The organism is Rhabdaerophilum calidifontis (genome assembly GCF_008641065.1).
Taxonomy (GTDB): Bacteria; Pseudomonadota; Alphaproteobacteria; order Rhizobiales; family Beijerinckiaceae; genus Rhabdaerophilum; species Rhabdaerophilum calidifontis.
The window spans coordinates 56,488-83,225 of the sequence record NZ_VTRS01000008.1; the positions used below are offsets into that span (position 1 = coordinate 56,488).

Here is a 26,738-nt window from a genome sequence, read left to right on the forward strand (position 1 = left end):
CCGGCGGGTGGAACAGCACCTCCCAATCGCCGCCGTCGATCTCCCGCGCCTCATGCGTGAAGCCGCGCGCCCCCAGCACCGAGAAGAGCGGTGCTGGCTTGAAGGTCGCGAGGAGTCGCAGGCCCTGCCCCGGCGCGAGACCGGCGATTGCGGTCATGATGGCCTCGAAGGGCTCGCCGCCCCCGCGCAGGATGGGGCGGACATCGAGTTCGGCGAAGGAGGTGGTGTGCATGGTCGTCTCCCGGTTTCAGGGTTTGCGGATATCGGCGAAGAGCAGGCGCGGTGCGCGGGCGCCGGGCGGCAGGCGAAGCGCACCGGCGATATCGGCCAGGCGCCGGATCCGCAGCAATTCGCCGACGATGCCGAGCGTCGCGACGAGGAGCAGGGCGGCGATGATCCGGAATCCGGTCGGCTGCCCGAGCAGCAGGAATGCCGTGCCGGTCCAGACCGCGCCGAAATAGAGCAGGAACCAGGGCCGCGCGCGGCTTTCGACAACGAGATCCTGCACGCGCGGCGTCGCCGTCCGGCCGAGGACCGGGCCATAGCATTCGAGCCAGGTGATGAAGGCGACGATCTTGAACAGTTTCGCGAGCCCCAGCCCGGAGAGCCAGCCGAAGACGAGCAGGAAGGTGAGCGCGCCGATCTGATCCTCGAGCCGGCCCAGAACGGCGAGCCCGAGCCCGAGCAGCATGGCGGCGGCGAGCGAGCCGAGCGCGAAGCCGGCCATGCGGCTGTTGAGCTCGATGTGCCGCCGCAGCCGCGCCCGGTAGAGATGGCGGATATCCGCGCCATAGAGTGCGAGCGCCGCCGCGCCGAGAATCCCGCCGAGGCACAGCGCATGGATGGGGTCGCCCTCGCGCAGGATGACCGCGCTCCCGCCGAGGATCGCGATCGCGAGCGCCGCACTGCCGAGCAGCAGCGCCGCCTTCGGGCGGCGGCCGGCGAGTTCCGGCGCCAGCATGAACATCGCCAGCAGCCGGTAACTGACGCCGATCGCGGTGAAGGTGAGCCAGCCGCCGAAACCCGCAAGCGCATGCAGCGGCAGCGCCGGTCCCGCCAGCGCGGCAAGCGCCGGCGCCTCGGTGATCCCGCCATGGACCAGCGCGAAGATGATGCCGAGGCTCGCGGTCGCGACGAGGCTCGCGAGCCCGGCGACGACGAACCATGCGGGCAGCGACCAGGCGGGCGCCGCGCGCAGGGTCCGCGCGAGCGCCCAGAGCACGAGCCCGAAGCCGAGCCCGAGCAGCAGCGCGGCACAGGCGAAGAGCGGATGCCCGGTCTGGATCCGTCCCCCGAATTGCAGGAAGGCGAGGATCAGCGCCGCGAGACCGCCGAGCAGCGACAGCAATGCCGGCAATGCGAGCGAGGCGCTCCGGAGCGGCGAGGCGACGAGCACCGGCACGAATTGCAGCAATGCCCCGCACATCAGCAGGCTCAGCCAGCCGATCGCGACGATATGGACGAGGATGAGCGTTTCCGGCGCGCGCAGCGGCGCGGCAGGAAAGCCGAAGCCGAGCGCCATCAGCAGCTCGGCCGCGAGCAGCGCCGCGAGCGCCGCGCTGAAATAGGACATCGTCCAGCGGGATAGCGAGACGCCGACCATGCGAACCTCCGATACGGCCCCGCATCCACGCCAGTGGATGCGGGGCGGGATGCGCCTCAGGCGGCCGCGGCGACCTTGCCGATCTCGACGCGCCAGACCTCGGGACCGCGCTCGAGATAGGTCCAGGAGAACTGCTTCGGATATTCCGCCTCGAGCTGGTAATAGAGCGGCTTCGGATCGTGGTCGTTGACGAGCACGAAGGCCGCGCCGGGCGTCAGTTCCGCCACGAGCTGGAAGATCTTCTGATGCCGCTGGGCGGGCACCAGCGCGCGGACATCGACGATGTTGGCCTCGCTCTGGACCGGGTTCGACATAGACAGGCTCCATGGGTCGCGATGGGGATCCGATGCTGCGGTGCGACCGGCCCGCAGCGCGGGGGTGCTCAGCCGGAGGTGACGGCCTCCAGGCGGATGCCGGAGCGTCCGGCGAGGCGGAAGCTCGCCGCCATCCGCACGGCGCGGCTGCGGAAGATTTCCGCCTGCGCCGGCGTGCAATGCCGGGCGAGTGCGGCGTCGAAAAGCTGGAGCCAGATCGCGTAATGGACGTCCTCGACGCCCGGCAGGCCGAGATGCGCCTGCATCGGCGTGCCTTTGTAGGCGCCGGTCAGCAGCGTGACGCTCGACCAGAACCGCGTGAGCTTCTCGAGATGCGCATCCCAATCGGTGATCCGGCTCTCGAAGATCGGGCCGAGTGCCGGGTCGCGGCGGACCATCCCGTAGAAGCTCGTGACGATCCGCGCGATGAGCGCCTCGTCGATCCCGACTGCGAGACCGGGCGCCTTCGGATGCGGATCTCTCGCAAGGGGCAGGTGCATCGCCATGGGTTCGGTCGGTCAAAGCGTAAAAGATCGATTGAAAATATTTCTATCACGGATGCAGGGCAAAAGATATACCCTTTTTATGATTTTAAGGATGGGCTGACATGCGTTTGACGATGCTCACCGATTATGCCCTACGCCTGCTGATGCTCGCGCAGGCGGCCGGGGATCGGCTGGTCACGATCGAGGAGGCGACGCGGCGCTACGGGGTCTCGCGCGGGCATATGATGAAAGTCGCCAATGTGCTCACCCGCGCCGGCATCCTGGTCGCGGTGCGCGGCCGTTCCGGCGGGCTGCGGCTCGCGCATCCGCCGGAGGAGATCCGCCTCGGCGCGGTGGTGCGCGCCACCGAGCCGGATTTCGCGCTGGTCGAATGCTACACGACCGGCAATGGCTGCGCGATCACCGGAACCTGCCGGCTGCCGCGCATCCTCAATGCCGGGCTTGCGGCGTTCGTGGCGGCGCTCGACCAGTATACGCTCGCCGATCTGCGCCATTCGGCCGATGCGCTGATGCTCGATTCCGTGCCGCCTGGCGGTGCCCGGCATCCGGATGCCTAGCGAACGCGTTTTCCGAGCGCGCGGCGGCCGGTCGATCTCATGCCGTCGGAAGGGGCCTGCCTAGGCCACCACTGCCCTGTCGGTCACGCGTCGCCAGGCGGCGCCGTCGGAGAAGGCGAGCACCGCGCCGCCGGCCTCGTTCGAGACGAAGGCGATGGCGCCGGCGCCGGCGGCGGCGGCGGCAGGCAGCCCCGCCACCGTGTAGCCCGCCACCCGCACCGGCCCGCCGGTCTGAAGCGCCACCGAGGGCGCGGTGATGCCGCCGATCCCCACCTTGCCGTCGCCGGCGACATGGATGGCGTTTGACCAGGCGGCGCCGTCGGCGGAGACCTTGAACGAAAAGGCATCCGTGCCCGCGAGCCCGATTTCCGCGCGGCCGGAGAACCCGGTCTGGAACAGCAGCGTGGCGGTGTCCGCGGCTGCCGCCTTGTTGATCTTGAGCTGATGCCCCGCGCCCTCGTGGTTCAGCAGCGTCGCCGGCGCGTTCACGCTCAACCGGTTGGTCGTATCGGCCGTGGCGTTGACGCCGACAAGCGGGCGGTTCTGGAGCGTTCCGCCGGCGGCGACCCAGCCGGCGCCGTCGAAGCCGACGAGCCCCGCCTCGTCGGCGAGCCAGGCGACCCAGCCCGTCTCCGGCGCGTAGAAGGCCCAGGCCGCATCCTGCCAGGCGGCGATCTGGGTTGTCCGGCCAGCCCATGCGCCGGTCGCGCCGGCGGGCACGATGTAGCGATCGCCCTCGGTCGGGCTCGCCGGCGGCGCGGCGAGGCTCCGACTGGCGACCGCAAGCTGGACCAGGGCATCGAGCCGGCGCAGGCTTTCGTTGAGCGTTACGTGCTTCTGGGCCTGGCCGGCCGCGAGATAGGGCAGGGCAAGATTGGGGGTGGTGGACATGGCGGCTCCTGACGCGCGGGGATTGCGCGCGCCAGTCTAGGAGCAGCCGGAGATGCGGGGATAAGTGCCCGTCAGAGCCATTCCCTGATCTGCGCCGCGACCGCCGCCGCCGAGATTCGGTAGCGGTCATGCAGTGTCGGCAGCGCGCCGGCGTCGAGGAACTCGTCGGGCAACGCGATCTGGCGAAAGCGCGGCGTCACGCCGGCGCGGAGCAGCGTCGCGGCCACCGCCTCGCCGAGGCCGCCGACGATCGTGTGATTCTCGGCGACCACGACCAGCCGGCCACCAATGCCCGCCTCGCGGAGGATCGTTTGCGTATCGAGCGGCTTGATGGTGGGCACGTGCAGCACCGCGACATCGACATTGTCCCTGCGCAGGGCTTCTGCCGCCTCCAGCGCCCGCATGGTCATGAGCCCGGTCGAGATCACCAGCACGTCGCGGCCGTCCCGGATCATCTTCGCCTTGCCGAGTTCGAAGCGGTAGCCGTATTCATCGAGCATGAGCGGCACGTTGCCGCGCAGCAGCCGCATATAGACCGGGCCCTTGTGCGCCGCGATCGCCGGCACCGCCTGGGCGATCTCGTGCGCGTCGCACGGATCGATGATCGTCATGTTCGGCAGGCCGCGGAAGATCGCGACATCCTCGGTCGCCTGGTGCGAGGGGCCGTAACCGGTCGTCAGCCCCGGCAGCGCGCAGACGATCTTCACGTCGAGCGCCTCCTCGGCAATCGCCATGCAGATGAAATCATAGGCCCGTCGCGAGGCGAACACGGCATAGGTGGTGGCGAAGGGCGTGAACCCCTCGCGCGCCAGCCCTGCGGCGGCGCTCATCAGCACGGCCTCGGCCATGCCCATCTGGTAAAACCGGTCCGGATGTGCTTTGGCGAAGACGTGGAGATCGGTGTATTTCGAGAGATCCGCCGTCAGCCCGACGATCTTGTCGTTCGTTTTCGCGAGTTCGACCAGCGCCTGGCCGAAGGGCGCGGGCGCGGTGCGCTGGCCCGGCGCGGCGATCGAGGCGATCATCGCCGAGGTCATCAGCCTTTCGCCGTTGGGGCCGCGGCGGACCGTGCGGGGCGTGGATTTCGATTCGCGCGTCGACAGGCCCGAAGGCGTGAAACCGGGAGCATGGGTCATCAGGCGTCTCCCCGCGCGAGCGCCGCGTCGCGGGCGGCGTCGAGGATGTCTATCGCCTTCGCCCATTCATCCGCCTCGACGCGCAGGAAATGGTTGCGCTCGCGCGCTTCGAGGAAGGGCACGCCCTTGGCCATCTTGGTGTCGCAGATGATGACGCGCGGCCGCGGTTCCGCCAGCGCGCGGGCCGCGTCGAAGGCCGCGACCAGGGCCGGAATGTCGTTGCCGTCGACCCGGCTCACATGCCAGCCGAACGCCGCCCATTTCGGTTCGAGCGGCTCGAAATTCGACACCTCGACCGAGACGCCGTCCGCCTGCATCAGGTTCACGTCGACGATGGCGATCAGGTTGCCGAGCCGGTGCGAGGCGGCGGCCATGGCCGCCTCCCAGGTCGAGCCCTCGTCGAGTTCGCCGTCCGAGAGCAGGTTGTAGACGAAGGCCGGGTTGCGCTTGCGCTTCAGCCCCAGCGCGAAGCCCACCGCGATGCCGAGCCCGTGGCCGAGCGAGCCGCCGGTGATCTCCATGCCCGGCGTGTAGGCCGCCATGCCGGACATCGGCATCCGGCTGTCATCCGCGCCATAGGTCTCGATCTCGCCCTCGGGCAGGATTCCGGCCTCGATCAGCGCCGCGTAGAGCGCGATCGCATAATGCCCGATCGAGAGCAGGAACCGGTCCCGCCCCTCCCATTCCGGCTCGTCCGGGCGATAATTCAGGGCGTGGAAATACGAGACCGCGAGCATGTCCGCCACGCCCAGGGCTTGCGCGATATAGCCCTGGCCCTGCACCTCGCCCATGCGCAATGCGTGGCGGCGGATGCGGTAGGCGCGTTCCGCGAGGCTGAGATTGGCGCCGTGCGGGCGCCTCGCGCCCGGCATCGCAAGAGCGGGCATTGCGGGGGTCGGCATGGGAGTTCCTCCGGAGCGGCCGGATGTCCCGGCTCTGTGCGGCGAGCCTCGCCCAGGCAAGCCTTGGAAATCAAGCCTGATTCCGCCTTCGCGTGTCGCGACCGATTGCATCGGTTCGGGGAGTTGCTACTCTCCCCGCTGATCGGCCGGCGGCCGAGCCTTTCTTTCCCGGAGGATTCCCGTGCAGCGCTTCGCCACCCGAATTCTGCTCGCCGCGACGCTTGGGCTTCAGGCACTGACCGCCAATGCCCAGCAGGATCAGCTCAGGATCTTCAACTGGTCGGATTATGTCGACCCCGCCGTGCTCGAAGCCTTTACCCGGGAGACGGGGATCAAGGTCGTCTACGACACGTTCGACCAGATGGAGACGGTCGAAACCAAGCTTCTCGCCGGCAAGACTGGCTATGATCTCGTCGTGGTCACGGCTTCCTTCCTGCCGCGGCACATTCCGCTGAAGCTCTATCAGCCGCTCGACAGGGCGAAGCTCGACAATCTGAAGCATATGTGGCCGGAGATCACCGGCCGGCTCGCGAAATACGATCCCGGCAATGTCTATGCGGTCAATTACATGTGGGGCACCACCGGCATCGGCTACAATGTCGCCAAGGTCCGGCAGCGGCTCGGCGCCGATGCGGTGATCGACAGCTGGTCGGTGCTGTTCGATCCCGCCAGGCTCGCGAAGCTGAAGGATTGCGGCGTGCATGTGCTCGATGCCACCGAGGAGATGTTTCCGGCGGCGCTGCGCTATCTCGGGCTCGATCCGGACTCGAAGAAGGAGGCTGATCTGCGCAAGGCGGCCGATCTGCTCGCGAAGATCCGGCCGCATATCCAGAAATTCCACTCCTCCGAATACATCAACGCGCTCGCCAACGGCGACATCTGCTTTGCCGTGGGCTATTCCGGCGACGTGCTCCAGGCGCGCAAGCGCGCGCGGGAAGCGAAGAACGGCGTCGAGATCGCCTATTCGATTCCGAAGGAGGGCGCGCTCATGTGGTTCGACAGCTTCGTCATCCCCGCCGATGCCGGCAACAAGGACGCGGCCTATCGCTTCATCGATTTCGTCAACCGGCCGGAGGTTGCGGCGAAGAACTCGAACTTCATCCAATATGCCTCCGGCAATCTTGCGGCGCAGGCGCAGGTCGATCCCGAAATCCTGAAGGATCCCGGCATCTATCCGCCCCCGGCAGTGCTCGCGCGCCTCTACACGATCACGCCCTATGACGAGAAGACGCAGAAGGCGGTCAACCGCCTCTGGACCAGGGTGAAAACCGGGCGCTAGGCGCCCCTGGAGCCCGTCATGGCCGGCCTCCCGCCTTCCGTGCCACCGCGCAAGTCGCTCGGCAATATCCGCCGTGCCTTCGCCCCCTGGGCGAATCCGGCCGCGCGGCCGCTCGTTACCTTCGAGGGCGTCACCAAGCGGTTCGGCGGCGTCACCGCCGTCGACGATTTGACACTCGCGATCTATCCCGGCGAGTTCTTCGCGCTGCTCGGGCCGTCGGGTTGCGGCAAGACGACGCTGATGCGCATGCTCGCCGGGTTCGAGACCCCGGATTCCGGGCGAATCGCCATCGATGGGCAGGATCTCGCCGGCATTCCGCCGTATCGCCGGCCGACGAACATGATGTTCCAGTCCTATGCGCTCTTTCCGCATATGAGCGTGGAGGACAACATCGCCTATGGCCTGCGCCAGGAGGGGCAGCCGCGGACCGAGATCGCGCGGCGCGTCGCGGAAATGCTGGCTCTGGTCAAGCTGGAAGGGCTCGGCCGGCGCCGACCGGACCAGCTTTCCGGCGGCCAGCGCCAGCGCGTCGCGCTCGCCCGGGCGCTCGCGAAGCGGCCCAAGGTGCTGCTGCTCGACGAACCGCTCGGCGCGCTCGACCGCAAGCTGCGCGAGGCGACACAATACGAATTGATGGATCTGCAATCCGAACTCGGGCTCACCTTCGTCATGGTCACGCATGACCAGGACGAGGCGATGGCGCTGGCCGACCGGATCGCGGTGATGTCCGGCGGCCGGATCGCGCAGGTCGCGCCGCCGGAAGTGATCTACGAGAACCCGGCGACGCGGTTCGTCGCGGAATTCGTCGGCGACGTGAATCTCGTCGAGGGGACGATCACGGAAGCGTCGGAGGCCTTCGTCTCGATCCGGACGGCGCCGGAAGGGCTCGTCATCATCGCCGATCCGCCGCCGGGGCTGCATCCGGGGGCCGCGGTGACGGTGGCCCTGCGGCCCGAGAAGGTCGCGATCACCCATGCCGAGCCGCCGCAGGCCGTCAACAAGCTCGCCGGCGAGATCTGGGATATCGGCTATCTGGGGGATTTCACGATGTTCCAGGTCAAGGTCGGCGGCGAGGGCGGGCCGCTCTTCAAGGTCGCGCTGGCGAACCGCACGCGGCGGGTCGAGCGGCCGCTCGCCTGGGACGATCGGGTCTGGCTGAGCTGGGATGCCGAGGCCGGCATCCTGCTGGCAGGCTAAGCCATGGCCGTGCCGCGCCGCCTCCTCCGGCTCTTCGTTGTGGGGCCGCCGCTACTCTGGCTGGGGCTGTTCTTCCTCCTCCCCTTCGCCATCGTGCTTCGGATCGCCTTGTCCGATTCCGCGCCGGCGCTGCCGCCCTATGCGCCGCATTGGGAGGGCTGGTCGCGGCTCGGCGCTTTCCTCGCGGCGCTCGACGGCGAGACCTTCGCGGTGATCCTCGCGGATTCGCTCTATCTCGACGCTCTTCTCTCCTCGCTGCGGCTTGCGGCGCTGGCGACGCTGCTCGCGCTGCTCGTCGGCTTTCCGCTCGCCTATGCCATGGCTTCGGCGCCGCGCCGCTGGCAGACGGCGCTGGTGGTGCTGGTGATCCTGCCATTCTGGACCTCGTTCCTGATCCGCGTCTATGCCTGGATCGCGATCCTGCGGCCGGAGGGGGTGCTGAACCTGGTTCTGCTCAGGCTCGGGGTGATTTCAGAGCCGCTCCGCATCCTTAACACCGAGGCGGCGGTTCTGATCGGGCTCGTCTATTCCTACCTGCCCTTCATGGTCCTGCCGGTCTACGCGGCGCTGGAGCGGCTCGACCGCAGCCTGATCGAGGCCGCCGCCGATCTCGGCGCGCCGCCGCTGCGCCGGCTCCTCACGGTAACGATCCCGCTCGCCAAGCCGGGGATCCTCGCCGGCGCCTTTCTGGTCTTCGTGCCGGCGGTCGGGGAATTCGTGGTGCCGGATCTTCTCGGCGGTCCCGATACGCTGATGATCGGCAAGGTGCTCTGGACCGATTTCTTCTCGAACCGGGACTGGCCGCTGGCCTCGGCGGTGGCGGTGCTTCTGCTTCTGCTGCTCGTCGGACCGATCCTGTTCTTCCAGCGGCTGGCGAAGGGGGCGGCGGCGTGAACGGGCTGCGCGCTCCCCATCTCGTTGCGCTCGTCGCGGGGCTCGGCTTCCTCTATCTGCCGATCCTGGTGCTTGTGCTCTATTCCTTCAACGCCTCGCGGCTGGTCACGGTCTGGGGCGGGTTCTCCCTGCATTGGTACGGCGCCCTTCTGCGCAACGCGGCGCTCATCGACGCGTTCTGGCTCTCGCTGCGCGTCGCGGCGCTCTCGGCCAGCCTCGCCACGCTGCTCGGGACGCTGGCGGCGATCGCGCTGGTGCGGTTCGGCCGCTTCACGGGGCGGGGGCTGCTCTCGGGCGCGGTGGCGGCACCGCTGGTGATGCCGGAGGTGATCACCGGCCTGTCGCTGCTGCTGCTCTTCGTCGGCGCCGGTCTGGAACGCGGCTTCTGGACCGTGACCATCGCGCATGTGACGCTGACGACCTGTTTCGCGACGATTGTCGTGCAGGCCCGGCTCGTCGGCATGGATCGCAGCCTGGAGGAGGCGGCGCAGGATCTCGGCGCGCCGCCCTGGCGCGTCTTTGCGAGCGTGACGCTGCCGCTGATCCTGCCCGGCCTCGCCGCCGCCTGGCTGCTCGCCTTCACGCTCTCGCTCGACGATCTCGTCATCGCCTCCTTCACCACCGGCCCCGGCGCGACCACGCTGCCGATGCGGATCTATTCCGCGATTCGGCTGGGCGTGACGCCGGAGATCAACGCCGCCTCGACGATCCTGATCGCGCTCGTGGCGCTGGTTCTCGTCGCCGCCTCGCTGATCGCCAAGCGCAACCTCCTGCCGCGCGGCTGACGGATCGCGCCGGAGCGGGCGCGTGCCGAACACTTGCCGGAAGACTTGCCACCGGTGCCGCGAATCCGCATGAGCGGGCCATGGCCGGAACGGAAACCGAGGCGGGAGGGGGAGCGTGAGCGCGGCGGCGGCCATGCTGGTGGCGCTTGCGGTCGATGCCGCGATCGGCTGGCCGCGCGCATTCTTCGCGCGGATCCGCCATCCGGTCGTCTGGATCGGCGCGCTGATCACGGCGCTGGAGCAGCGCCTCAACCGGGAGGGCGCCTCCGCGCGCCGCCGCCGGCTCGGCGGGATCGCGACGCTCCTCCTCGTCACCGCCGCCGCCGCCGGCCCGGCCCTCCTCGTCGAGGCGCTGCTGCCGGCGGGGCTCGCCGGGGTCCTCCTCGTCGGGCTCTTCGCCTGGCCGCTCGTCGCGGCGCGCGCGCTCGATGCGCATGTGGCGGCGGTGGCGCGGCCGCTGGCGGCGGGCGATCTCGCGGCGGCGCGTGCAGCGGTGGCGATGATCGTGGGGCGCGATCCGGAAGCGCTGGATGCGGCCGGGATCGCGCGCGCGGCGATCGAGAGCCTGGCCGAGAACGCCTCCGATGGGGTGGTCGCGCCGCTGTTCTGGGGGGCGCTGCTGGGGCTTCCGGGCATCGCCGCCTACAAGGCGGTCAACACGCTCGATTCGATGATCGGCCATCGTTCGGAGCGCTTCGCCGCCTTCGGTTGGGCTTCGGCGCGGTTCGATGATCTCGTCAACCTCGCTCCCGCGCGGCTGACCGGGCTTCTGCTTGCGCTCGCTGCCGGCCGGCCGCGGGCCGGCCTCGCCGCCATGCTGCGCGACGCGCCGCGCCATCGCTCGCCCAATGCTGGCTGGCCGGAAGCCGCGATGGCCGATGCGCTCGGGGTGCGGCTCTCCGGCCCGCGGCGCTACGGTGCGCGGATCGCGGAAGAACCCTATGTCAATGCCGGCGCGCGCGATCCCGGCGCGGCGGATATCGGCGCCGGGCTGCGGCTTTATCGCCGCGCGCTGGTGCTGCTTGCGGCGCCGGTTGCGCTGCTCGTGGCCTGGTGGGGGATGTGATGCGCGATCATGGCGGTGATCTTGGCGCGGCGCGCGCCCGCTTCGGCCCCGGCGAATGGCTCGACCTCTCCACCGGCATCAACCGCCTCGCCTATCCGTTGCCGCCGCTGCCGGCCTCGTGCTGGACGGATCTCCCCGATGCCGCCGCGCTCGAAAGTCTGAAGGCCGCCGCGCGGCACGCCTATGCCAGTGCGGCGCCGCTTGCGCCGCTGGCCGGGGCGCAAGCGGCGATCCAGCTGCTGCCGCGCCTGCGGGCGCCGGGATGCGCCCGTATCCTCGCCCCAACCTATAACGAGCACGCGGCGAGCCTCGCCGCCGCCGGCTGGCGCGTCGAGGAGGTTGGCCGGCCGGAGGATCTCGCCGGCGCCGACATCGCCGTGCTGGTCAACCCCAACAATCCGGACGGCGCCGCCCGCGCGCCGGAGGAATTGCTCGGCCTCTTGGGCCGGGTCGGGCTGCTCGTCGTTGACGAGAGCTTCGCCGACGGCGACCCGGCTTTGTCCCTCGCGCCATGGGCCGGGCGCGCCGGGCTGCTGGTGCTGCGCTCCTTCGGCAAGTTCTACGGGCTCGCCGGGCTCAGGCTCGGCTTCGCGCTCGGGGAAGCGCAGGATATCGCACGGCTTGTGGCGATGGCGGGGCCCTGGCCGGTCTCGGGCGCGGCGATCGCGGTCGGGCGCGCCGCGCTTCTCGACGACCGCTGGCGCTCGGAGACGGCCGCGCGGCTCGTCCACGACGCGGCCAGACTCGACGCACTGATCCCCTTGCCCTGCATCGGCGGCACGATGCTGTTCCGGCTCTATCGGAGCGAGGATGCGCCCCGCGCGCAGGCGATCCTCGCCGAGGCGCGGATCTGGAGCCGTATCTTTCCCTATTCGGCGCATTGGCTGCGCCTCGGCCTGCCGGGGGCGGAGCCGGAATGGCGGCGCCTTGCCATGGCGGCGGCGGCACTCGCATGACCCGGTTCACGGCAGCGGATGCGGATATCCTCCGCGAAATCCTGCGCTGGCGGCGCGATATCCGTCATTTCCGGCCCGATCCGCTGCCGGAATCGCTCATGGAGCGCCTGCGCGCGGCGATGGATCTTGCCCCGTCCGTGGGCAATTCCCGCCCCTGGCGGGTGCTGCGCGTCCGCTCGCCGGAGAAGCGCGCGGAAATGCGGGCGATCTTCGCGCGCGAGAACGCCGAGGCGGCGCGGGCCTATGCCGGAGAACGGGCCGAATGCTACGCGCGGCTCAAGCTCGAAGGGCTCGATTGCGCGCCGGAACAGCTCGCGGTCTTCACCGATCTCGATCCCGAGGCCGGGCACGGGCTCGGCCGCCGGACCATGCCGGAGACGCTGGCGCAATCGACGGCGATGGCGATCCAGGTGCTCTGGCTGGCGGCGCGGGCGGAGAATATCGGCCTCGGCATGGTCTCGATCCTCGATCCGCGCGCGGTCGAGGCGCTGTTCGCCGTGCCGGCGCGCTGGCGCTTCACGGCCTATCTCTGCCTCGGCCGGCCGGCGCTGGCGGATGACGATCTGCCGCTGATCCATCGCTGCGGCTGGCAGGAAAACAGCCCCACCCCCTGGTCCGAGGCGTGAGGGTGCCCGTCACGCCGCCAGCGCGAACAATCCGTCGAGATCGAGATGCCGCTCGCAATGCGCGGCGAGCGCGTCGAGCACGCGGGTGATCGTCTCCGGATAATCATAGCGCCCGCCGGCATGGCCGAGCCCGTCGAGGAAGGCGGTCCGGAACGCATCCGCGGCGAAGATGCCGTGGAGATAGGTGCCGCAGACGCGCCCCTCCGCAGAGACGGCGCCTTCCGCCGCGCCGGCGACAAGGGCGAAGGGGCGTCGGCAATCCGCCCCCTCGGTGCGGCCGAGATGGATCTCGTAGCCCGAGAGCGCCGCCCCGGTCGCGGCATGGCTGGCCGAGACGCGCGTCAGCCGCTTTTCCGGCGTCATCACGGTCTCGACATCGAGCAGACCGAGCCCTTCGCTCGCCCCGGGCGGACCGTCGAGCCCCTCCGGATCGTGGATCGCCCTGCCGAGCATCTGGTAGCCGCCGCACAGGCCTAGCACCCGCCCGCCGCGCCGGACATGGGCGCGCAGGTCGATGTCCCAGCCCTCCGCGCGGAGGAAGGCAAGATCGCTCCGGGTCGACTTGCTGCCGGGCAGGATCACCAGCGCGCAATCGCCGGGGATCGCCATGCCCGGCCGCACCAGGGTCAGGCGCACGCCCGGCGCCTGCACGAGCGGATCGAGATCGTCGAAATTGGCGATGCGGGGGAAGGCGAGGGCGGCGACATGCAGCCCGCCCGCACCGCGTGGGGGCGGCAGGTCGAGCGCATCCTCGGCCGGCAGGCGCGCGGCGTCCGGGAAGAAGGGCAGCACGCCGAAGCCGCGCCAGCCGGTGCGGTCGGCGATCATCCGGTAGCCATCCGCGAACAGCGCCGGGTCGCCGCGGAACTTGTTGACGAGGAAGCCCCGGATCAGGGCGGCATCCTCCGGCGCCAGCACGGCGGCGGTGCCGACGATCTGCGCGATGATTCCGCCGCGATCGATGTCGCCCGCCAGCACCACCGGCACGCCGGCCGCGCGCGCGAAGCCCATATTGGCGATGTCATGGGCGCGCAGATTGATCTCGGCCGGGCTACCCGCGCCCTCGACAAGGACAAGATCGGCGCCCTGCCGCAGCCGGGAGAAGCTCTCCAGCACCGGCGCCAGCAGCGCGGGTTTCAACGCCGCGTAATCGCGTGCCTTGAGCGTCGCGTGGCGGCGGCCCTGGAGGATGACCTGCGCGCCGGTATCGGTCTCTGGCTTGAGCAGCACCGGATTCATGTCGGAATGCGGCTCGACCCCGCAGGCAAGCGCCTGCAACGCCTGGGCGCGGCCGATCTCGCCGCCATCGGCCGTGACGGCGGCGTTGTTCGACATGTTCTGCGGCTTGAACGGACGGACGATGAGCCCGCGGGCACGCGCCGCGCGGCACAGGCCCGTCACCAGCAGCGATTTGCCGATATTCGAGCCGGTGCCCTGCACCATCAGGGCTCGCATCAGAATTCGACGCCCTTCTGCGCCTTGATCCCGGCACGGAACGGGTGCTTCACCAGGCTCATCTCGGTGACGAGATCGGCGATCTCGATGAGCTCCGGCTTTGCGTTGCGCCCGGTCAGCACCACATGCGTCAGCGGCGGCTTCTCGGCCTGGAGGAAGGCCGTCACCTCGGCGATGTCGAGATAATCGTAGCGCAATGCGATGTTGATCTCGTCGAGCATCACCAGCTGGATTGCGGGGTCGCGGATCAGCGCCTTGGCCACCTCCCAGCCGCTGCGGGCGGCGGCGATGTCGCGCGCGCGGTCCTGCGTCTCCCAGGTGAAGCCCTCGCCCATGGCATGGAACCGGCAGAGATGCGCGAAATGGCGCTCGATCAGCCGGCGCTCGCCGGTCTCCCAGCCGCCCTTGATGAACTGCACCACGGCGCAGGGCATCTCATGGGCGATGCAGCGCATGATCATCCCGAACCCGGCCGAGGACTTGCCCTTGCCGGCGCCGGTATGGACGATGATCAGCCCCTTGGAATCGGTCTTGCCGGCCATGATCCTGTCCCGCGCCGCCTTGATCTTCGCCATTTTCTCGGCATGGCGGATATTCTCGGCGCTGGGTGTCGACGGGCTCATGGCGGATCCTTCCCGGGGAGCGTGGCCCCGGCGCATGCGGTGCGCTGCGGGGGCGCCCGGCCGAGTCGCCGGGCCCCGGGATCCTAGGTCAGCCGGGCCATGAAGGCGAGGGGCCCCAGGACCGGCCCCGCCTCAGCGCCGCGCATGATGGGCGAGGCTCAGCCCGACATAGCTCACGATCGCGGCGCCGGCAGCCCCTGCGATCCAGATCGCGGCCGCGAGCAGCCAGTCGATCGGGCCGCCGAGCAGGTCGCCGGGGCTCGACGCGGTGGCCCAGAGCATCAGCCCAACGCCGACGAAACCGCCCAGCAGCGCGACGAACTCGGCGCGGACCAGCCAATGGCTGTTGATGCCTCGATCGCGGATGATGACGGCGATGAAGGCCAGCGCGCCGAGCACGATGAAGACGACGAGCGGCCAGAACAGCCCGCCCAGCATCTCCTGGAAAACGGCGATGAAAACCATCGGGTCCAGTTGCTTCATCTCCGCCTCCTCTCAGGCCTGTCCGCGCAGCATGGCGATATAGGTCGGCTTCAGGGCGATCTCCTTCATCACCCAGGAGATCCAGAGTTCCTCCAGCGGCGCGATCACGCCGGGGAAGGACGGCACGAGGTTGTTGTTGTAGTCGAACTCGACCAGCATCGCGCGGCCGATCCGGGTGATGAGCGGACAGGATGTGTAGCCGGCATAAGTTTCAGTGGAGATGCGTCCCTCGATCGTGCCGATAAGATGATCGACCGCGACAGGCACCTGCCATTTCACGCTTGCCGCGGTCTTCCCCTTCGGCACGCCCGCGACATCGCCGATGCCGAACACGTTGGGGAAGCGCCGGTGGCGCAGCGTTGCCGGATCGACCTCGAGCCAGCCATCGGCGGCGAAGGGGCCGCTCTGCCAGCCGAGCCCGCTGCGGCGCACGGCCTCCGGCGCCCGCATCGGCGGGATGACATTGATGAAATCGTAGCCGATCTCCGCCGGGCCGTTCGGCGTCCGGAAGGTGGCGATGCGCCGCCCCGGATCGATCGCGGTCATGACATGGTCGTAAACCATCGCCACGTCGCGCTCCTCGAACAGCATCCTCACCTTCTCCGAAACGATCGGAACCGAGAACAGCGCCCGGTTCTGCGCGGCGTAGATCAGCTTGGACTTGGAACGCGTGCCGGCGCGGCGCAGCCTGTCATCGGTCAGGAAAGTGTATTTCAGCGGCGCACCGGCGCATTTCATCTCGGTCTCGGGGCGATGGAACAGCCCAATCCCGCCTTTCTCGGTGAAGCGCGCCATCTCGCGCCAGGTCGCTTCCGCCGCGTCCGGCCCGGCATAGACCGAGCCGATTCCCTCGCGACCGATCAGCCCGGTCTCCATGCCGGCGATTGCGCCGTAATCGAGCTGGAGCCCGGTCGCGACGATCAGGAAATCGTAATCGATCACCGTGCCGGCGACGGTCCGGACCCGGTTCGCCTGGGGTTCGAAGACCGCAACGCTGTCCTCGATCAGCATGACCCCGGCCGGCAGATAATCGCGCGTTGCCGAGATCGCATAGGCTTTCGGCTTGAGCCCGGCGGCGATCAGCGTGAAGCCCGGCTGGTAGAAATGCGCCTTGCGCGCGTCGATCAGCGTGATGCTGGCGCCATCGAGCCGGGCGGCGAGCCGGGAGGCCGCGGCCAGCCCCGCGGCGCCCGCGCCGGCAATGACGATCCGTGCCCGGCTCGCGACCTTCGGCGCTGCATGCGCAGGCCGGGCGGTGATTCCGGCCCCTGCCGCCGCAAGCAATCCAAGGATATTTCGGCGCGATGGTTCAGGATTGAGATATAGGCCCATTGTTTCCTCCATGCGATGCGCAGAATGCCTGTTATATTCTCTACCTTGGCCCATTTTTTGTGCAATGTACTGTTATAATTAAGACAATTCGCTTCGAGGCAGGATGGTTTCATTTCGTTGGCGCGTGTTCTGCTTCTCTCCGCGCAGGACGATATAGATCGCGGGGATCACGAGCACGGTGAGCAGCGTCGAGGAGGCGAGGCCGAACAGGAGCGAGATCGCGAGCCCCTGGAAGATCGGATCGGTCAGGATCGTCACCGCGCCGATCATCGCCGCGAGCGCCGTGAGCAGGATCGGCTTGAAGCGAATGGCGCCGGCCTCGAGCAGGGTCGCGCGGAGCGGCGTGTCGCTCCGTCGCGCATGGCGGATGAAATCGACAAGCAGGATCGAATTGCGCACGATGATTCCCGCCAGCGCGATGAAGCCGATCATCGATGTTGCGGAGAACGGGGCGGCGAATGCCCAGTGTCCGAGGAGGATGCCGATGAAGGTCAGCGGGATCGGCGTCAGGATGACGAGCGGCAGCTTGAAGGAGCCGAACTGCGCGACGACCAGGATGTAGATTCCGAGAAGCGCCACCGCGAAGGCCGCGCCCATGTCGCGGAAGGTTACCCAGGTCACCTCCCATTCCCCATCCCAGAGCAGGACCGGCCGCGAGACATCCTCGGGCTGGCCGTTGAGGCGGATCACCGGCTTCGGCAGGCCCTGCCAATCGGCTTGTTCGATCGCGCGCTGCACCGCCAGCATGCCGTAGAGCGGCGCCTCGAAAGCCCCGGCGAGTTCCGCCGTCACCATCTCCGCCGGGCGCCCGTTGCGGCGGAACACCGGGAAGGACGACGTCTCGCGGCGGATCCGCGTGACGTCGCCGAGCTCCACCGTCGAGCGGTCCCCCGGCAGCAGGTTGGCGGGAACGGGGATCGAGAGCGCGCGCTCGTCGATCACGCCGCCGGATTTGTCGAGCCCGAGCCGGATGGGGATCGGCGTCCGCCCGCCGCCGCGATGCGAATAACCGACGATCGTGCCGCCATGAAACAGCCGGATCGTCTCGAACACATCGCGCTGCTCGACCTTGAAGAAATCGAGCTGGTCATCGGCGATCGCGAGCCGCAGCCTGTCGGCGCGGGTGCCGAAACTGTCGTCGATATCGACGATGAAGGGGATCTCCGCGAGGGTCTGGCGCAGTTTCTCCGCCACCCTGCGGCGGGTTTCGGCATCGGGACCGTAGATCTCCGCAAGGAGGGTTGCGAGCACCGGCGGCCCCGGCGGTGGTTCGACGATCTTGACCCGTGCCCCCTCCGGCAGCCGCGCCTGCCCGATGCGGGTGCGCAGGTCGAGCGCGATGGCATGGCTCGTCCGGTGCCGCGCGCCCTTCGGCCGCAGATTGACCTGGAGATCGCCGAGATGCGGCTCGGCGCGCAGATAGGAATGGCGGACAAGGCCGTTGAAATTGAATGGGGCAGCGGTTCCGGCATGGCTTTGCACATGCTCAACCTCGGCGACCGGCCGCAGCGCCTCGGCGATCTCCCGCAGCGCGCGGTCGGTCTCCTCGACGGCGGTTCCGCGCGGCAGATCGAGCATCACCGCGAGTTCCGGCTTGTCGTCGAACGGCAGGAGCTTGACGGTGACGTGGCGGGTGTAGAACAGGCCGAGCGAGCCCAGGGTCGCGGCCGCCACCAGCAGCAGGAACAGCCAGGCCCGCCGTCTCGAGGCCAGAACCGGCGCCGCGATGCGGACATAGAGTGCGCCGAGCCGCCCGCCTTGCCCGCCATCGGGCGCATGGCCGGGCCCGGCGGCGCCCGCCCGCACCATCAGCCAGGGCGTGACCATCACCGCGACGAAGAAGGAGAAGATCATCGCGGCGGAGGCGTTCGCCGGAATCGGGCTCATGTAAGGCCCCATCATCCCGGAGACGAACAGCATCGGCAGCAGCGCCGCCACCACCGTCAGCGTCGCGACGATCGTCGGGTTGCCGACTTCGGCCACGGCGTCGATCGCGGCTTCGGTCCGGCTGCGATCGTCATGGAGGCCCCAGTGGCGCGCGATGTTCTCGATGACGACGATTGCATCATCGACCAGGATGCCGATCGAGAAGATCAGCGCGAACAGGCTGACACGGTTGAGCGTGTAGCCCATGAGATGGGCCGAGAACAGCGTCAGCAGGATGGTGACCGGAATGACGATCGCCACCACGAAAGCCTCGCGCCGGCCGATCGCGAACCAGACCAGCACCACGATCGAGACCGTGGCGAGCCCGAGATGGAACAGGAGTTCGTTGGTCTTCTCGCTGGCGGTTTCGCCGTAATCGCGGGTCACGTGCAGATCGAGATCGGCGGGGATGACGCCGCCCTCAAGCCGGCGCGCCGTTTCCTTCACCCGCTCCGCGATCGTCACGGCATTGGCGCCGGCGCGCTTGGCGATGGCGAGCGAGACCGCAGGCAGGCGCCGGAACGCGCCGTCCCCGTCGCGCGCGAGATGGAAGACGCGGTGCTCGCGCGTGTCGGTGGCGAGCCTGATCTCCGCCACATCGCGCAGATAGACAGCCCGCCCGTTGCGCGTCGTGACGAGGAGGTTGCCGATCTCCTCGGTGGTCGCGAGCGTCTGGCCCGCGATGAGCGCGATCTGCTGCCCGCGCTCCCGGATGGTTCCGGCGGGGAAGGCCCGGTTCGCGCCCTCGATCCGGGCGGCAAGCGCCTGGAGCGTGAGCCCCGCCTTGGCGAGCCTGTCCGGCCGGGGGATGATCAGGATCTCCTCGGGCTGCTCTCCGACAAGATAGGTAAGGCCGACATCCTCCAGTTTCGCGATCTCGGTCCGCACCGCGCGCATCACGCGGGTCAGGTCGTTCGCGCTCCAGCGCCCGGCGGCTTCCGGCTTCGGCGCCAGCGTCAGCACGAGGATCGCCACGTCGTCGATGCCGCGCCCGACGATCAGCGGCTCCGGGATGCCGACCGGGATCCGGTCGAGATTGGCCCGGATCTTTTCATGCACGCGCAGGATCGCGGCATCGGCCGAGGTGCCGACGCGGAAGCGCGCCGTCACCACCGCCGCGTCGTCGCGCGTCTGGGAATAGACGTGCTCGACGGCGGCGATCGACTTGACGATGGTTTCGAGCGGCTCGGTGACGAGCTTCACGGCATCCTCGGCCGCAAGCCCGTCGGCCCGGACATGGATATCGACCATCGGCACGGAAATCTGCGGTTCCTCCTCGCGCGGCAGCGCGAGGAGCGCGACGAAGCCAAGCGCGAGTGCCGCGATGAGGAACAGCGGCGTGAGGGGCGAGGCGATGAAGGCGCGCGCCAGGGCGCCGGCCAGGCCGGGTCTGGGCGCCGTCACGGGATCACCACGCGGTCTCCCGGCCGCAGGCCGGAGAGGATCTCGACGCCCGACGCACCGGCGAGGTCCAGCGGCCGGCCGAGAATGACCGTCACCTCGCGTGGCCCGGCGGGCGTCGCCAGCGTGAGGAAATCGATGCCGGATTCGGTCCGGACCGCGGCCCGCGGCACGGCCAGCACCCGGCGCTCGCCGACCGGCACCTCCGCGAGCACCCGGGCGCCGACGAAGAAATCGCCGAGGCTCGCGATCTCCACATCCGCGATCACCCGGCCGTTCTCGATCTGCGGGTAGATTTTCGCGAGCCGGCCGGTGCGTGTCTCGCCGTTCTCGGCATGGAGCGGCACGGCGGCACCGGCCTTGAGCTGGCCTGCATGCCGTTCCGGCAGCGCAAGGCGCATGAAGAACCCGCCGCCGGCCACCAGCGCGATCTGCTCGCCCGGCATGACCACGGCTCCGCGGGTGACGGGAACCTTGAGCACCCGGCCCGAGATCGGCGCCAGCACGGCGCCTTCCTCGGATTGCTGGCCGATCACCGCCTTCTCGGCCTCGGCGGCCGCGATCTGGTTGCGGATCACCGCGAGCTGGGTGCGGACCTGATCGACGCGCTGCTGGGTGCCGGCGCCGCGTTCGAGCAGCGTCCGGGCGCGATCGAGTTCCGCCTGGACATTGCCCTCCTCCGAAGCCAGCGCCCGGATCCGCGCCTCCGCGGCGCGGAACTGGAGCGCGAGCTTGTCGTCGATGACCGTGGCGATGGATTGTCCCTCGCGCACGGCGTCGCCCTCCGTCACCTCCAGCCGCACCAGCGTGCCGCCGATGCGCGGCCGGGCGGGGACGACATCACGCGTCTCCACCCGGCCGACCACCGCCTTGGTTTCGATGACGCGAAGCGGCTGGATCTCGAATTCGCCGGCCGTCGCGGAGGATGCCGCGACGAGCAGTATTGCGAGGCCGAGGCGGAAGGGAGGACGGTTGGCGCGGGGCATTGCGGAATCCGCCGCGGGGATCAGCGGAAGGCGCAGCCGGCCTTGAGGCCGAGCTTGCGGAACAGGATCGCGACCGGGCAGAAGCCCGTGAACCCCGCCTGGATCAGGTTCAGCCCCACGAAGGCGGTGAGGGCCAGGAACCACGGCGAGACGAAATGCGCGAGGGCGAGGGAGACCAGCACCATCAGCCCGGCGAAGACGAGAACGGCGTTGTCGATCGACATGAGGAACTCCGGAAGCTGCCTTGACGACGACATACATATTCGTTATTTCTTACTTATGCAAATATGAATTTCAGAGATGGAGCCGACCTTGGATTTCGCCGCATCCGACGCGCTGGTGGTGGCCTCCGACGAGGCCGCCCGCCTCCTGCGCGCGATGGGGCACGGCCCGCGTCTGCGCATCCTGTGCCTGCTGCTCGAGGCGCCGTGTTCGTCCGGCGACATCGCGCGGGCGCTCGGCATGCGCGAGGCGGCTGCGAGCCAGCAACTGGCGCTTCTGCGCGGTGAAAGGCTGATCGAGGCGCGGCGCGAGGGCCAGCGCGTGATCTATGCCATCGCCAGCCCGGTCGTGGCGCATGTCGTCGGGGTGCTGCGCGACGCCTTCTGCGGCTGATCCGGGCGATTAGCCGCGCCGCCGGCGGCGGCGATGGAGGATGCAGGCGAGCAGGTGCAGGCCGTCCAGCATGTCGAGCACCTGGCGCGCGGCTTCCGGGGCCAGCAGCCGGTGTAGCAGCGCGTCTAGGAAGGGCCGCGCGATCTTGCCGGTGGTTCCGCGCTCCGCGCAGAAGATCTCGAGCAGGTTCTGCTGAAGCGGGGAGAGCAGCAGATATCCGCCATCGGGGAGCTGCGGACGCAGCAGGCCGAGCAACGCACGCTCGATCCGGATCCAATCGCCGCCGACATGCGTCAGCACATTGCCGAGATGGCCATGGCCGCGCAGCGCCACGGCCATGGTGAAGGCGAGGTCCTCCGCCGCCACCAGTGCGGCATCCGGGGCCAGAAAGGCCTGAGCCCGGGCGTTGCCGGGCGGAATGACCCGATCATGCGCGGGGCGAATGGCGGCGGGCGCGGCGAGATCGGACGGGCTTTCATCCAGCATGGTCATCCTCCGCGCTGGCGGTTTGGGGGGAAATAAGAAATATAATCAATATATCTTTTCATGCATGGATTCTGTTGTCAATCCGCCGTCGTCTCCATCTGCGATGATCCGCACATTCCGTGCAGGGGCGCGGGTGCCGGTTCCTCACGGTGGGGTGTGGAGCAGGCGGGCGTAAATCAGGCGCCCAAAATAAATCGCACGATAAACAATCGCGGCGTATTGACAGGCGGACTGGGTCTCGCTATTAAATCGCTTACTATCTAATCGCTGATGAACAGACGAGGCGATCGCCCGATTTCCATCGGTCATCCCAGCAAAGGAATCTTTCCATGTCCGACCGCATCGAAAACGACAGCCTTCCGGGTCGCCGCCAGGTTCTGACCGCGCTCGCGGGTGCCGCCGCCGTCTCGCCGGTGCTGCTGCCGGGCGGCGAGGCCGCCGCCCGGACGAAGCCGGCCGCGCCGGCCGTCTCCCGTGCCGGCAAGCCGGCGCTGAACGGCAACATCGTCACCACCCGCGACGGGGTGAGCCTCTATTTCAAGGATTGGGGCCCGAAGAACGGGCCGGTCGTCACGCTCAGCCATGGCTGGCCGCTCTCGTCCGACAGCTGGGAGAGCCAGGCTTTCTTCCTCGCCAGCCAGGGCTTCCGCGTCATCGCCCATGACCGTCGCGGCCATGGCCGTTCCAGCCAGCCCTGGGACGGCAACGACATGGACCATTACGCCGATGATCTCGCCGACGTGATCGCCGCGCTCGACCTGCGCGACATCTCAGCCTTCGGCTTCTCGACCGGTGGCGGCGAGGTCGCGCGCTATGTCGGCCGGCATGGCACCGGGCGGGTGAAGAAGCTCGGCCTCATCTCGGCAGTGCCGCCGGTGATGGTCAAGAAGGCGTCCAATCCCGGCGGTCTACTGATCGAGGTGTTCGACGGAATCCGCACCGCCGCGATCGCCGACCGCGCCCAGCTCTACCGGGACATCGCCTCCGGCCCGTTCTTCGGCTACAACCGCCCCGGCGCCAAGCCGAGCCAGGGCGTGATCGATGCCTGGTGGCTCCAGGGCATGCAGGGCGGGCACAAGAACACCTTCGATTCGATCAAGGCGTTCTCGGAGACCGACTTCACCGAGGATCTGAAGAAGTTCGACCGGCCGACCCTGATCGTCCATGGCGATGACGATCAGATCGTCCCCATCGATGCCTCGGCCCATGCGGCGAAGAAGCTCGTGCCGCACGCGGAACTCAAGGTCTATGCCGGTGCGCCGCATGGCCTTGCCGAGACGCATAAGGAACGCCTCAACCAGGACCTCCTGGCCTTCCTGCGCCGCTGAGCGACGGGATCCCGGTCCCCATGACCGGAAAGACAAGCGGGGCGGCCAAGGCCGCCCCGCTTTTGCCGCTTCGCTCTTGTCGCGGAATAAGAAATATTTTAAATAGATGTATAGAGCGCGACCTGTCCGCGCGTCGGTTCGCGGCCTGCTTGCCGCTTCGGGGCGTTGCGATGCCGTGCCTGCCGCATGATCCGTCGATCTTCCTGGAGGACGAGACGATCCCCGAACTGATCGAGGAATTCTCGCTGCGGCTGCGGCGCGATTCGGAGCTGCGCCCGCTGCTCGACAGGATGATCGGCAATCATTGGTTCGCGTTCGAGCAGGATCTGATTGCGTTCTGGCTCGGCATCCTGTTGCAGGAGCGCCCGCCGGAGGACGGGATCGAGCGCGCCTTCGCATCCCTGCCGCAGGTCGCTCCCGCGGAGATCCGTGCCTTCGCCCGGATCTTTCTCGAGGCAAGCCTCGCCTGCTTTCCGCTTCATGCGGCAGCCGCGGTGACGGAACTCGCCGGCCGCATTGAGGATCTGCTGCTGGATGCGTTCGCCGCCCCCGAACCCGGCCAGCGCGCGCTGCGGCTCGAACGGGCCATGGTGGAGATCAAGGCCGGCGCCATCTTCCGCTGATCGCGCGGCTCAGCACGGCTTGCGCTCGAGCGTCGCCGGATCGGAGAGCAGCGGCCAGTAGCGGCGCAGCCAGATCAGGAAGGCCGCCGGCCAGGTGAGCGCGGCGAGCAGATGCATCGGCCCCGGCACAGCGAAGCCGAAATCCGGCGCCACCCGCAGCAGCACCGAGAGCACGAGCAGCAGCAGCGCGAGCCGCGTGCTCCGGTCGAGCCCGAGCGACTGGCCGGTATGCAGCAGCCCCGCCAGCGCGAAGACCGCCAGAACCCCGAGCCCCAGCCCGCCCATGAAGGCGAGATGCAGCCCGGCACCGGCGGGCCAGGGCGCCCCCAGCCGGCTCGCGCCGAGCGCGAGAAGGCCGAGCCCCGCGAGCAGGCTCGCGCCGGCCAGTGCCAGCAATTCCGCCCGCAGCCCCGCCCGCCCGACGAAACCCTCCGCCACCCGGTCGAGGAAGGCGGCGCCCGCGCCGATCGCGAGATAGCCGGTGACGGCGGGCGACAGGCCGGCGATCTCCCCGGCGATCAGCAGGGCGAGCAGCCCCGGCGCGAGATTGAGCCGGCCGGGATGCGGCCGGAACGGCGCCGTCTCCTCGCTCGGATCGAGCACCAGATTGGTGATCGGCGTCGTGATCCGCGCGAGCGCAAGGCCGAGCAGCCCGAGAAAGACGAGCCCGGCGATCCGCAGCGCGTCCTGCGCCATCGCGATATCGCCGGTGAGGAAGGCGGCCCGGATCGCGATCTCGCAGGCGAGCAGCGCGGCGAGCCAGCCGATGAAGGCGAGAAGCCTTTCCGTGCGCCGTGCGAGCGAGACGCGGATGGCGAACACGATCAGCCAGCCGAGCCAGGCAATGTCGGCCAGGGCGGCCACCATGCCGAGCGCATCCGCGCCCGGCAGCCCGATCAGGCGCGCGAGGCCCCAGATGGCGGCGAGCACGAACAGCGTCCGGCCGCGCGGCCGGGCTGTATCCGTCCATTCGGGGATCGCGGTCGTCAGGAAGCCGATCAGCGCGCCGCCGAACGCGCCGAGGATCATCTCGTGCGCATGCCAGAGCGCGGGCGGCACGCTGCGGGCGAGCGGCAGGTCGAAGCCGAGCAGCGCCGCCCACAGGAAGGGCCAGAGCGCCGCGTGCAGCGCCGCGAGCGGGAAGAACAGCCGCAATCCTTCGTCGCCGAGCACGGCGGCCAGTCCCGGCGGGCGGGTGGGCGGCTTCACGCGATCCTCCGCTCATCGACATCGTGGATATGGCGGAACAGCGCGTCCGCGTGCTCGAAATGCTGAACGAGGTCGAAGAGCAGGCGGGCATCGCGCTCGCCCGGCGCCCCCGGCAGCGCGCGAAACCCGGCGATACCCCGGCCGCCGGCATCGAGCACCGCGATGCGATGCGCGATCCGCGCCGCTTCCGCAAGGTCATGCGTCACGAACAGCGCCGCGAATCGCGCCTTGCGCGCTGCCTCGATCACCAGATCCTGCATCCGGCGCTTGAGCGCGACGTCGAGCGCGGTGAAGGGCTCGTCGAAATAGAGAAAGTCGGGCTCCCCGACCAGCGCGCGTGCGATCGCCACGCGCTGGCGCATCCCGCCCGAGAGTTCCGCGGGGTATTTGTCGAGATCCTCGGCCGCGAAGGCGACACGCTCGGCCGCAGCCTCCGCCAGGCGCCGGCGTTCCGCCCGCCGCGGCCCGGAGATCCGGAGCGGATAGGCGATGTTGTCGCGCGCCTTGGCCCAGGGCAGCAGGCGCGGCTCCTGGAACACCATGCCGTGCTGGCGGTAGCCGCGCGCGACCTGCCCCCGCGACGGCTCGACGAGCCCGGCCGCGATATGGACGAGGGTCGATTTCCCGCAGCCCGAGGGGCCGACCAGCGCCACGATCTCCCCCGTCGCCACCGCGAGATCGATGCCGTCGAGCACGGTGCGGCCGAAGAAGGCATGGCCGACCGCACGGAGCGTCAGTGCGTTCACCGCTTAACCCCCCATGGCCGCGCGGCCTCGCGCCAGCGTTCGAATTCGGCGCGGATCGGGTGCAGGACGCCGTATTCGAGCATGATCAGCGCGCCGACCGCGAGCAGAACCCAGGCGAGCGCGGCGGCGATGTCGAGATTGGCGCGGGCCGAGGCCAGCGCGCCGCCGATGCCGCCGGTATTGGCGAGCAGTTCCGCCATCACCGCCACCTTGATCGCCGAGCCCAGCGCCAGCGCCAGCGCCGGGAAGAGATGCGCGGCGACATGCCGGAGCCCGATCGAGCGCAGCCGGAACAGCGCCGAGGCGCCGAAGACGCGCGCCATGTCGTCGAGGCTGCGGTCCCGCGTCGCCGCGCCCTCCGCCGCGCCGACGAACACCACCGGGGCCGCCGCGACGACGACCGTGGTGGCGATGGTGCCGTCCGTCGAACCGAACCAGATCATCGCCAGCACGATCCAGGCGATCGGCGGCACGCCGATCAGGATCGTCAGCAGCGGCCTTGCGATGCGCATCGTCGCCGGTGAATAGCCCGCCGCGAGCCCGGTGGCGGTGCCGAGCGCGGCGGCGAGGGCGAAACCCTGCATGGCGCGCCGGATTGTCGCCAGCGCGATGTCCCAGTGCTTCGGCTCGGCGAGCAGATCCCAGGCGGCCCGCAGCGTCGCTGCCGGCGCCGGCAGGATGAAATCGCCATAGGCCTCGTGCCCGGCCTGCCACAGCGCGGCCAGAAGCGAGAGCCCGGCAAGCCCCGCCCAGCCGGACCAGAAAAACCGGCCCAGCCTGCCGAGCCTGTCCAGGATCGCTTCTGTCATCGCG

28 protein-coding genes and 1 pseudogene are annotated in these 26,738 nt (G+C 69.2%); 11 read left to right on the top strand and 18 right to left on the bottom strand.

Going from position 1 to position 26,738, the window contains the following annotated elements:
* Window positions 1–4: 4 nt before the first annotated feature.
* The 4 genes and pseudogenes from FWJ24_RS12515 to FWJ24_RS12530 form a co-directional block, all read right to left on the bottom strand.
* Window positions 5–232 (bottom strand): annotated as a pseudogene (locus tag FWJ24_RS12515) (DUF2249 domain-containing protein); the annotation flags it as partial.
* Window positions 233–247: 15 nt separating this feature from the next.
* Complete coding sequence (locus tag FWJ24_RS12520; protein ID WP_150288184.1) at window positions 248–1,603, bottom strand: hypothetical protein; 1,356 nt, start codon at window positions 1,601–1,603, stop codon at window positions 248–250.
* Window positions 1,604–1,659: 56 nt separating this feature from the next.
* Window positions 1,660–1,917, bottom strand: a complete 258-nt coding sequence (locus FWJ24_RS12525; RefSeq protein ID WP_150288185.1) for a DUF2249 domain-containing protein — start codon at window positions 1,915–1,917, stop codon at window positions 1,660–1,662.
* A 68-nt stretch (window positions 1,918–1,985) separates the two neighbouring features.
* On the bottom strand, window positions 1,986–2,423 hold the full coding sequence (locus tag FWJ24_RS12530; protein ID WP_246155675.1) for a group III truncated hemoglobin: 438 nt from the start codon (window positions 2,421–2,423) through the stop codon (window positions 1,986–1,988).
* Window positions 2,424–2,524: 101 nt separating this feature from the next.
* Between FWJ24_RS12530 and FWJ24_RS12535 the strand changes: the two genes are divergently transcribed.
* Window positions 2,525–2,980 carry an Rrf2 family transcriptional regulator gene (locus FWJ24_RS12535; RefSeq protein WP_150288187.1) on the top strand — a complete coding sequence of 152 codons (456 nt, stop codon included), beginning with the start codon at window positions 2,525–2,527 and terminating at the stop codon, window positions 2,978–2,980.
* 60 nt (window positions 2,981–3,040) lie between these two features.
* Here FWJ24_RS12535 and FWJ24_RS12540 read toward each other — a convergent pair whose 3' ends face one another.
* The 3 genes from FWJ24_RS12540 to FWJ24_RS12550 all read right to left on the bottom strand — a co-directional run bounded on the left by FWJ24_RS12540 (window position 3,041) and on the right by FWJ24_RS12550 (window position 5,909).
* Entirely contained in the window at window positions 3,041–3,871 is an 831-nt protein-coding gene (locus tag FWJ24_RS12540; RefSeq protein WP_150288188.1) for a DUF2793 domain-containing protein, read from the bottom strand.
* 71 nt (window positions 3,872–3,942) lie between these two features.
* Window positions 3,943–4,908: a transketolase family protein gene (locus tag FWJ24_RS12545; RefSeq protein ID WP_206110844.1), complete on the bottom strand. Its 966-nt coding sequence runs from the start codon at window positions 4,906–4,908 to the stop codon at window positions 3,943–3,945.
* A 98-nt stretch (window positions 4,909–5,006) separates the two neighbouring features.
* On the bottom strand, window positions 5,007–5,909 hold the full coding sequence (locus FWJ24_RS12550; protein ID WP_246155676.1) for a transketolase: 903 nt from the start codon (window positions 5,907–5,909) through the stop codon (window positions 5,007–5,009).
* A 181-nt stretch (window positions 5,910–6,090) separates the two neighbouring features.
* Here FWJ24_RS12550 and FWJ24_RS12555 point away from each other — a divergent pair, with 181 nt between their 5' ends.
* From FWJ24_RS12555 to bluB, 7 genes are all read left to right on the top strand, one after another.
* A complete protein-coding gene (locus FWJ24_RS12555) occupies window positions 6,091–7,188 on the top strand; it encodes a polyamine ABC transporter substrate-binding protein (RefSeq protein ID WP_150288190.1) in 1,098 nt (365 codons plus the stop codon).
* An 18-nt stretch (window positions 7,189–7,206) separates the two neighbouring features.
* On the top strand, window positions 7,207–8,385 hold the full coding sequence (locus tag FWJ24_RS12560; RefSeq protein ID WP_150288191.1) for an ABC transporter ATP-binding protein: 1,179 nt from the start codon (window positions 7,207–7,209) through the stop codon (window positions 8,383–8,385).
* 3 nt (window positions 8,386–8,388) lie between these two features.
* On the top strand, window positions 8,389–9,279 hold the full coding sequence (locus FWJ24_RS12565) for an ABC transporter permease subunit (protein ID WP_150288192.1): 891 nt from the start codon (window positions 8,389–8,391) through the stop codon (window positions 9,277–9,279).
* Window positions 9,276–10,064 carry an ABC transporter permease gene (locus tag FWJ24_RS12570; RefSeq protein ID WP_246155677.1) on the top strand — a complete coding sequence of 263 codons (789 nt, stop codon included), beginning with the start codon at window positions 9,276–9,278 and terminating at the stop codon, window positions 10,062–10,064. Before FWJ24_RS12565 ends, FWJ24_RS12570 begins: the two co-directional genes overlap by 4 nt.
* Window positions 10,065–10,179: 115 nt before the next feature.
* Window positions 10,180–11,130 (top strand): adenosylcobinamide-phosphate synthase CbiB, encoded by a 951-nt coding sequence (gene cbiB / locus FWJ24_RS12575; protein ID WP_246155678.1) that lies wholly within the window; start codon window positions 10,180–10,182, stop codon window positions 11,128–11,130.
* Window positions 11,130–12,086: a threonine-phosphate decarboxylase CobD gene (gene cobD / locus FWJ24_RS14655; RefSeq protein ID WP_166443702.1), complete on the top strand. Its 957-nt coding sequence runs from the start codon at window positions 11,130–11,132 to the stop codon at window positions 12,084–12,086. The genes cbiB and cobD overlap by 1 nt, the downstream gene beginning before the upstream one ends.
* Complete coding sequence (gene bluB / locus FWJ24_RS14660) at window positions 12,083–12,712, top strand: 5,6-dimethylbenzimidazole synthase (protein ID WP_166443703.1); 630 nt, start codon at window positions 12,083–12,085, stop codon at window positions 12,710–12,712. Before cobD ends, bluB begins: the two co-directional genes overlap by 4 nt.
* A gap of 9 nt (window positions 12,713–12,721) precedes the next feature.
* On the opposite strand, the gene FWJ24_RS12585 is transcribed toward bluB, so the two are convergent.
* The 7 genes from FWJ24_RS12585 to FWJ24_RS12615 form a co-directional block, all read right to left on the bottom strand.
* Entirely contained in the window at window positions 12,722–14,170 is a 1,449-nt protein-coding gene (locus FWJ24_RS12585) for a cobyric acid synthase (RefSeq protein ID WP_246155683.1), read from the bottom strand.
* Window positions 14,167–14,790 (bottom strand): cob(I)yrinic acid a,c-diamide adenosyltransferase, encoded by a 624-nt coding sequence (cobO, locus tag FWJ24_RS12590; protein WP_150288194.1) that lies wholly within the window; start codon window positions 14,788–14,790, stop codon window positions 14,167–14,169. The genes FWJ24_RS12585 and cobO overlap by 4 nt, the downstream gene beginning before the upstream one ends.
* A 132-nt stretch (window positions 14,791–14,922) precedes the next feature.
* Window positions 14,923–15,273, bottom strand: a complete 351-nt coding sequence (locus FWJ24_RS12595) for a DUF5368 family protein (protein WP_150288195.1) — start codon at window positions 15,271–15,273, stop codon at window positions 14,923–14,925.
* 12 nt (window positions 15,274–15,285) lie between these two features.
* Window positions 15,286–16,557, bottom strand: a complete 1,272-nt coding sequence (locus tag FWJ24_RS12600) for an FAD-dependent oxidoreductase (protein ID WP_484335830.1) — start codon at window positions 16,555–16,557, stop codon at window positions 15,286–15,288.
* A gap of 126 nt (window positions 16,558–16,683) precedes the next feature.
* On the bottom strand, window positions 16,684–19,935 hold the full coding sequence (locus FWJ24_RS12605) for an efflux RND transporter permease subunit (protein WP_150288197.1): 3,252 nt from the start codon (window positions 19,933–19,935) through the stop codon (window positions 16,684–16,686).
* A complete protein-coding gene (locus tag FWJ24_RS12610; protein WP_150288198.1) occupies window positions 19,932–20,918 on the bottom strand; it encodes an efflux RND transporter periplasmic adaptor subunit in 987 nt (328 codons plus the stop codon). The genes FWJ24_RS12605 and FWJ24_RS12610 overlap by 4 nt, the downstream gene beginning before the upstream one ends.
* Before the next feature lie 20 nt (window positions 20,919–20,938).
* Window positions 20,939–21,142, bottom strand: a complete 204-nt coding sequence (locus FWJ24_RS12615; protein ID WP_150288199.1) for a YgaP family membrane protein — start codon at window positions 21,140–21,142, stop codon at window positions 20,939–20,941.
* Window positions 21,143–21,218: 76 nt separating this feature from the next.
* On the opposite strand from FWJ24_RS12615, the gene FWJ24_RS12620 reads away from it, so the two are divergent.
* Window positions 21,219–21,533, top strand: coding sequence for an ArsR/SmtB family transcription factor (locus FWJ24_RS12620; protein WP_150288200.1), 315 nt, complete (start codon window positions 21,219–21,221; stop codon window positions 21,531–21,533).
* 9 nt (window positions 21,534–21,542) lie between these two features.
* Here the strand turns inward: FWJ24_RS12620 and FWJ24_RS12625 are convergent, their stop codons facing one another.
* A complete protein-coding gene (locus FWJ24_RS12625) occupies window positions 21,543–22,019 on the bottom strand; it encodes a hypothetical protein (protein ID WP_150288201.1) in 477 nt (158 codons plus the stop codon).
* Window positions 22,020–22,348: 329 nt separating this feature from the next.
* Here FWJ24_RS12625 and FWJ24_RS12630 point away from each other — a divergent pair, with 329 nt between their 5' ends.
* Window positions 22,349–23,347, top strand: coding sequence for an alpha/beta fold hydrolase (locus tag FWJ24_RS12630; protein WP_150288202.1), 999 nt, complete (start codon window positions 22,349–22,351; stop codon window positions 23,345–23,347).
* Between the two features lie 170 nt (window positions 23,348–23,517).
* Window positions 23,518–23,970, top strand: a complete 453-nt coding sequence (locus tag FWJ24_RS12635; RefSeq protein WP_150288203.1) for a globin family protein — start codon at window positions 23,518–23,520, stop codon at window positions 23,968–23,970.
* Window positions 23,971–23,979: 9 nt separating this feature from the next.
* On the opposite strand, the gene FWJ24_RS12640 is transcribed toward FWJ24_RS12635, so the two are convergent.
* From FWJ24_RS12640 to FWJ24_RS12650, 3 genes are read right to left on the bottom strand one after another with little or no spacing between them, the layout of a single operon-like run.
* A complete protein-coding gene (locus FWJ24_RS12640) occupies window positions 23,980–25,179 on the bottom strand; it encodes an NnrS family protein (protein WP_150288204.1) in 1,200 nt (399 codons plus the stop codon).
* On the bottom strand, window positions 25,176–25,925 hold the full coding sequence (locus tag FWJ24_RS12645; protein ID WP_150288205.1) for an ABC transporter ATP-binding protein: 750 nt from the start codon (window positions 25,923–25,925) through the stop codon (window positions 25,176–25,178). Before FWJ24_RS12645 ends, FWJ24_RS12640 begins: the two co-directional genes overlap by 4 nt.
* Window positions 25,922–26,734, bottom strand: coding sequence for an ABC transporter permease (locus FWJ24_RS12650; RefSeq protein WP_150288206.1), 813 nt, complete (start codon window positions 26,732–26,734; stop codon window positions 25,922–25,924). The genes FWJ24_RS12645 and FWJ24_RS12650 overlap by 4 nt, the downstream gene beginning before the upstream one ends.
* Window positions 26,735–26,738 lie beyond the last annotated feature (4 nt).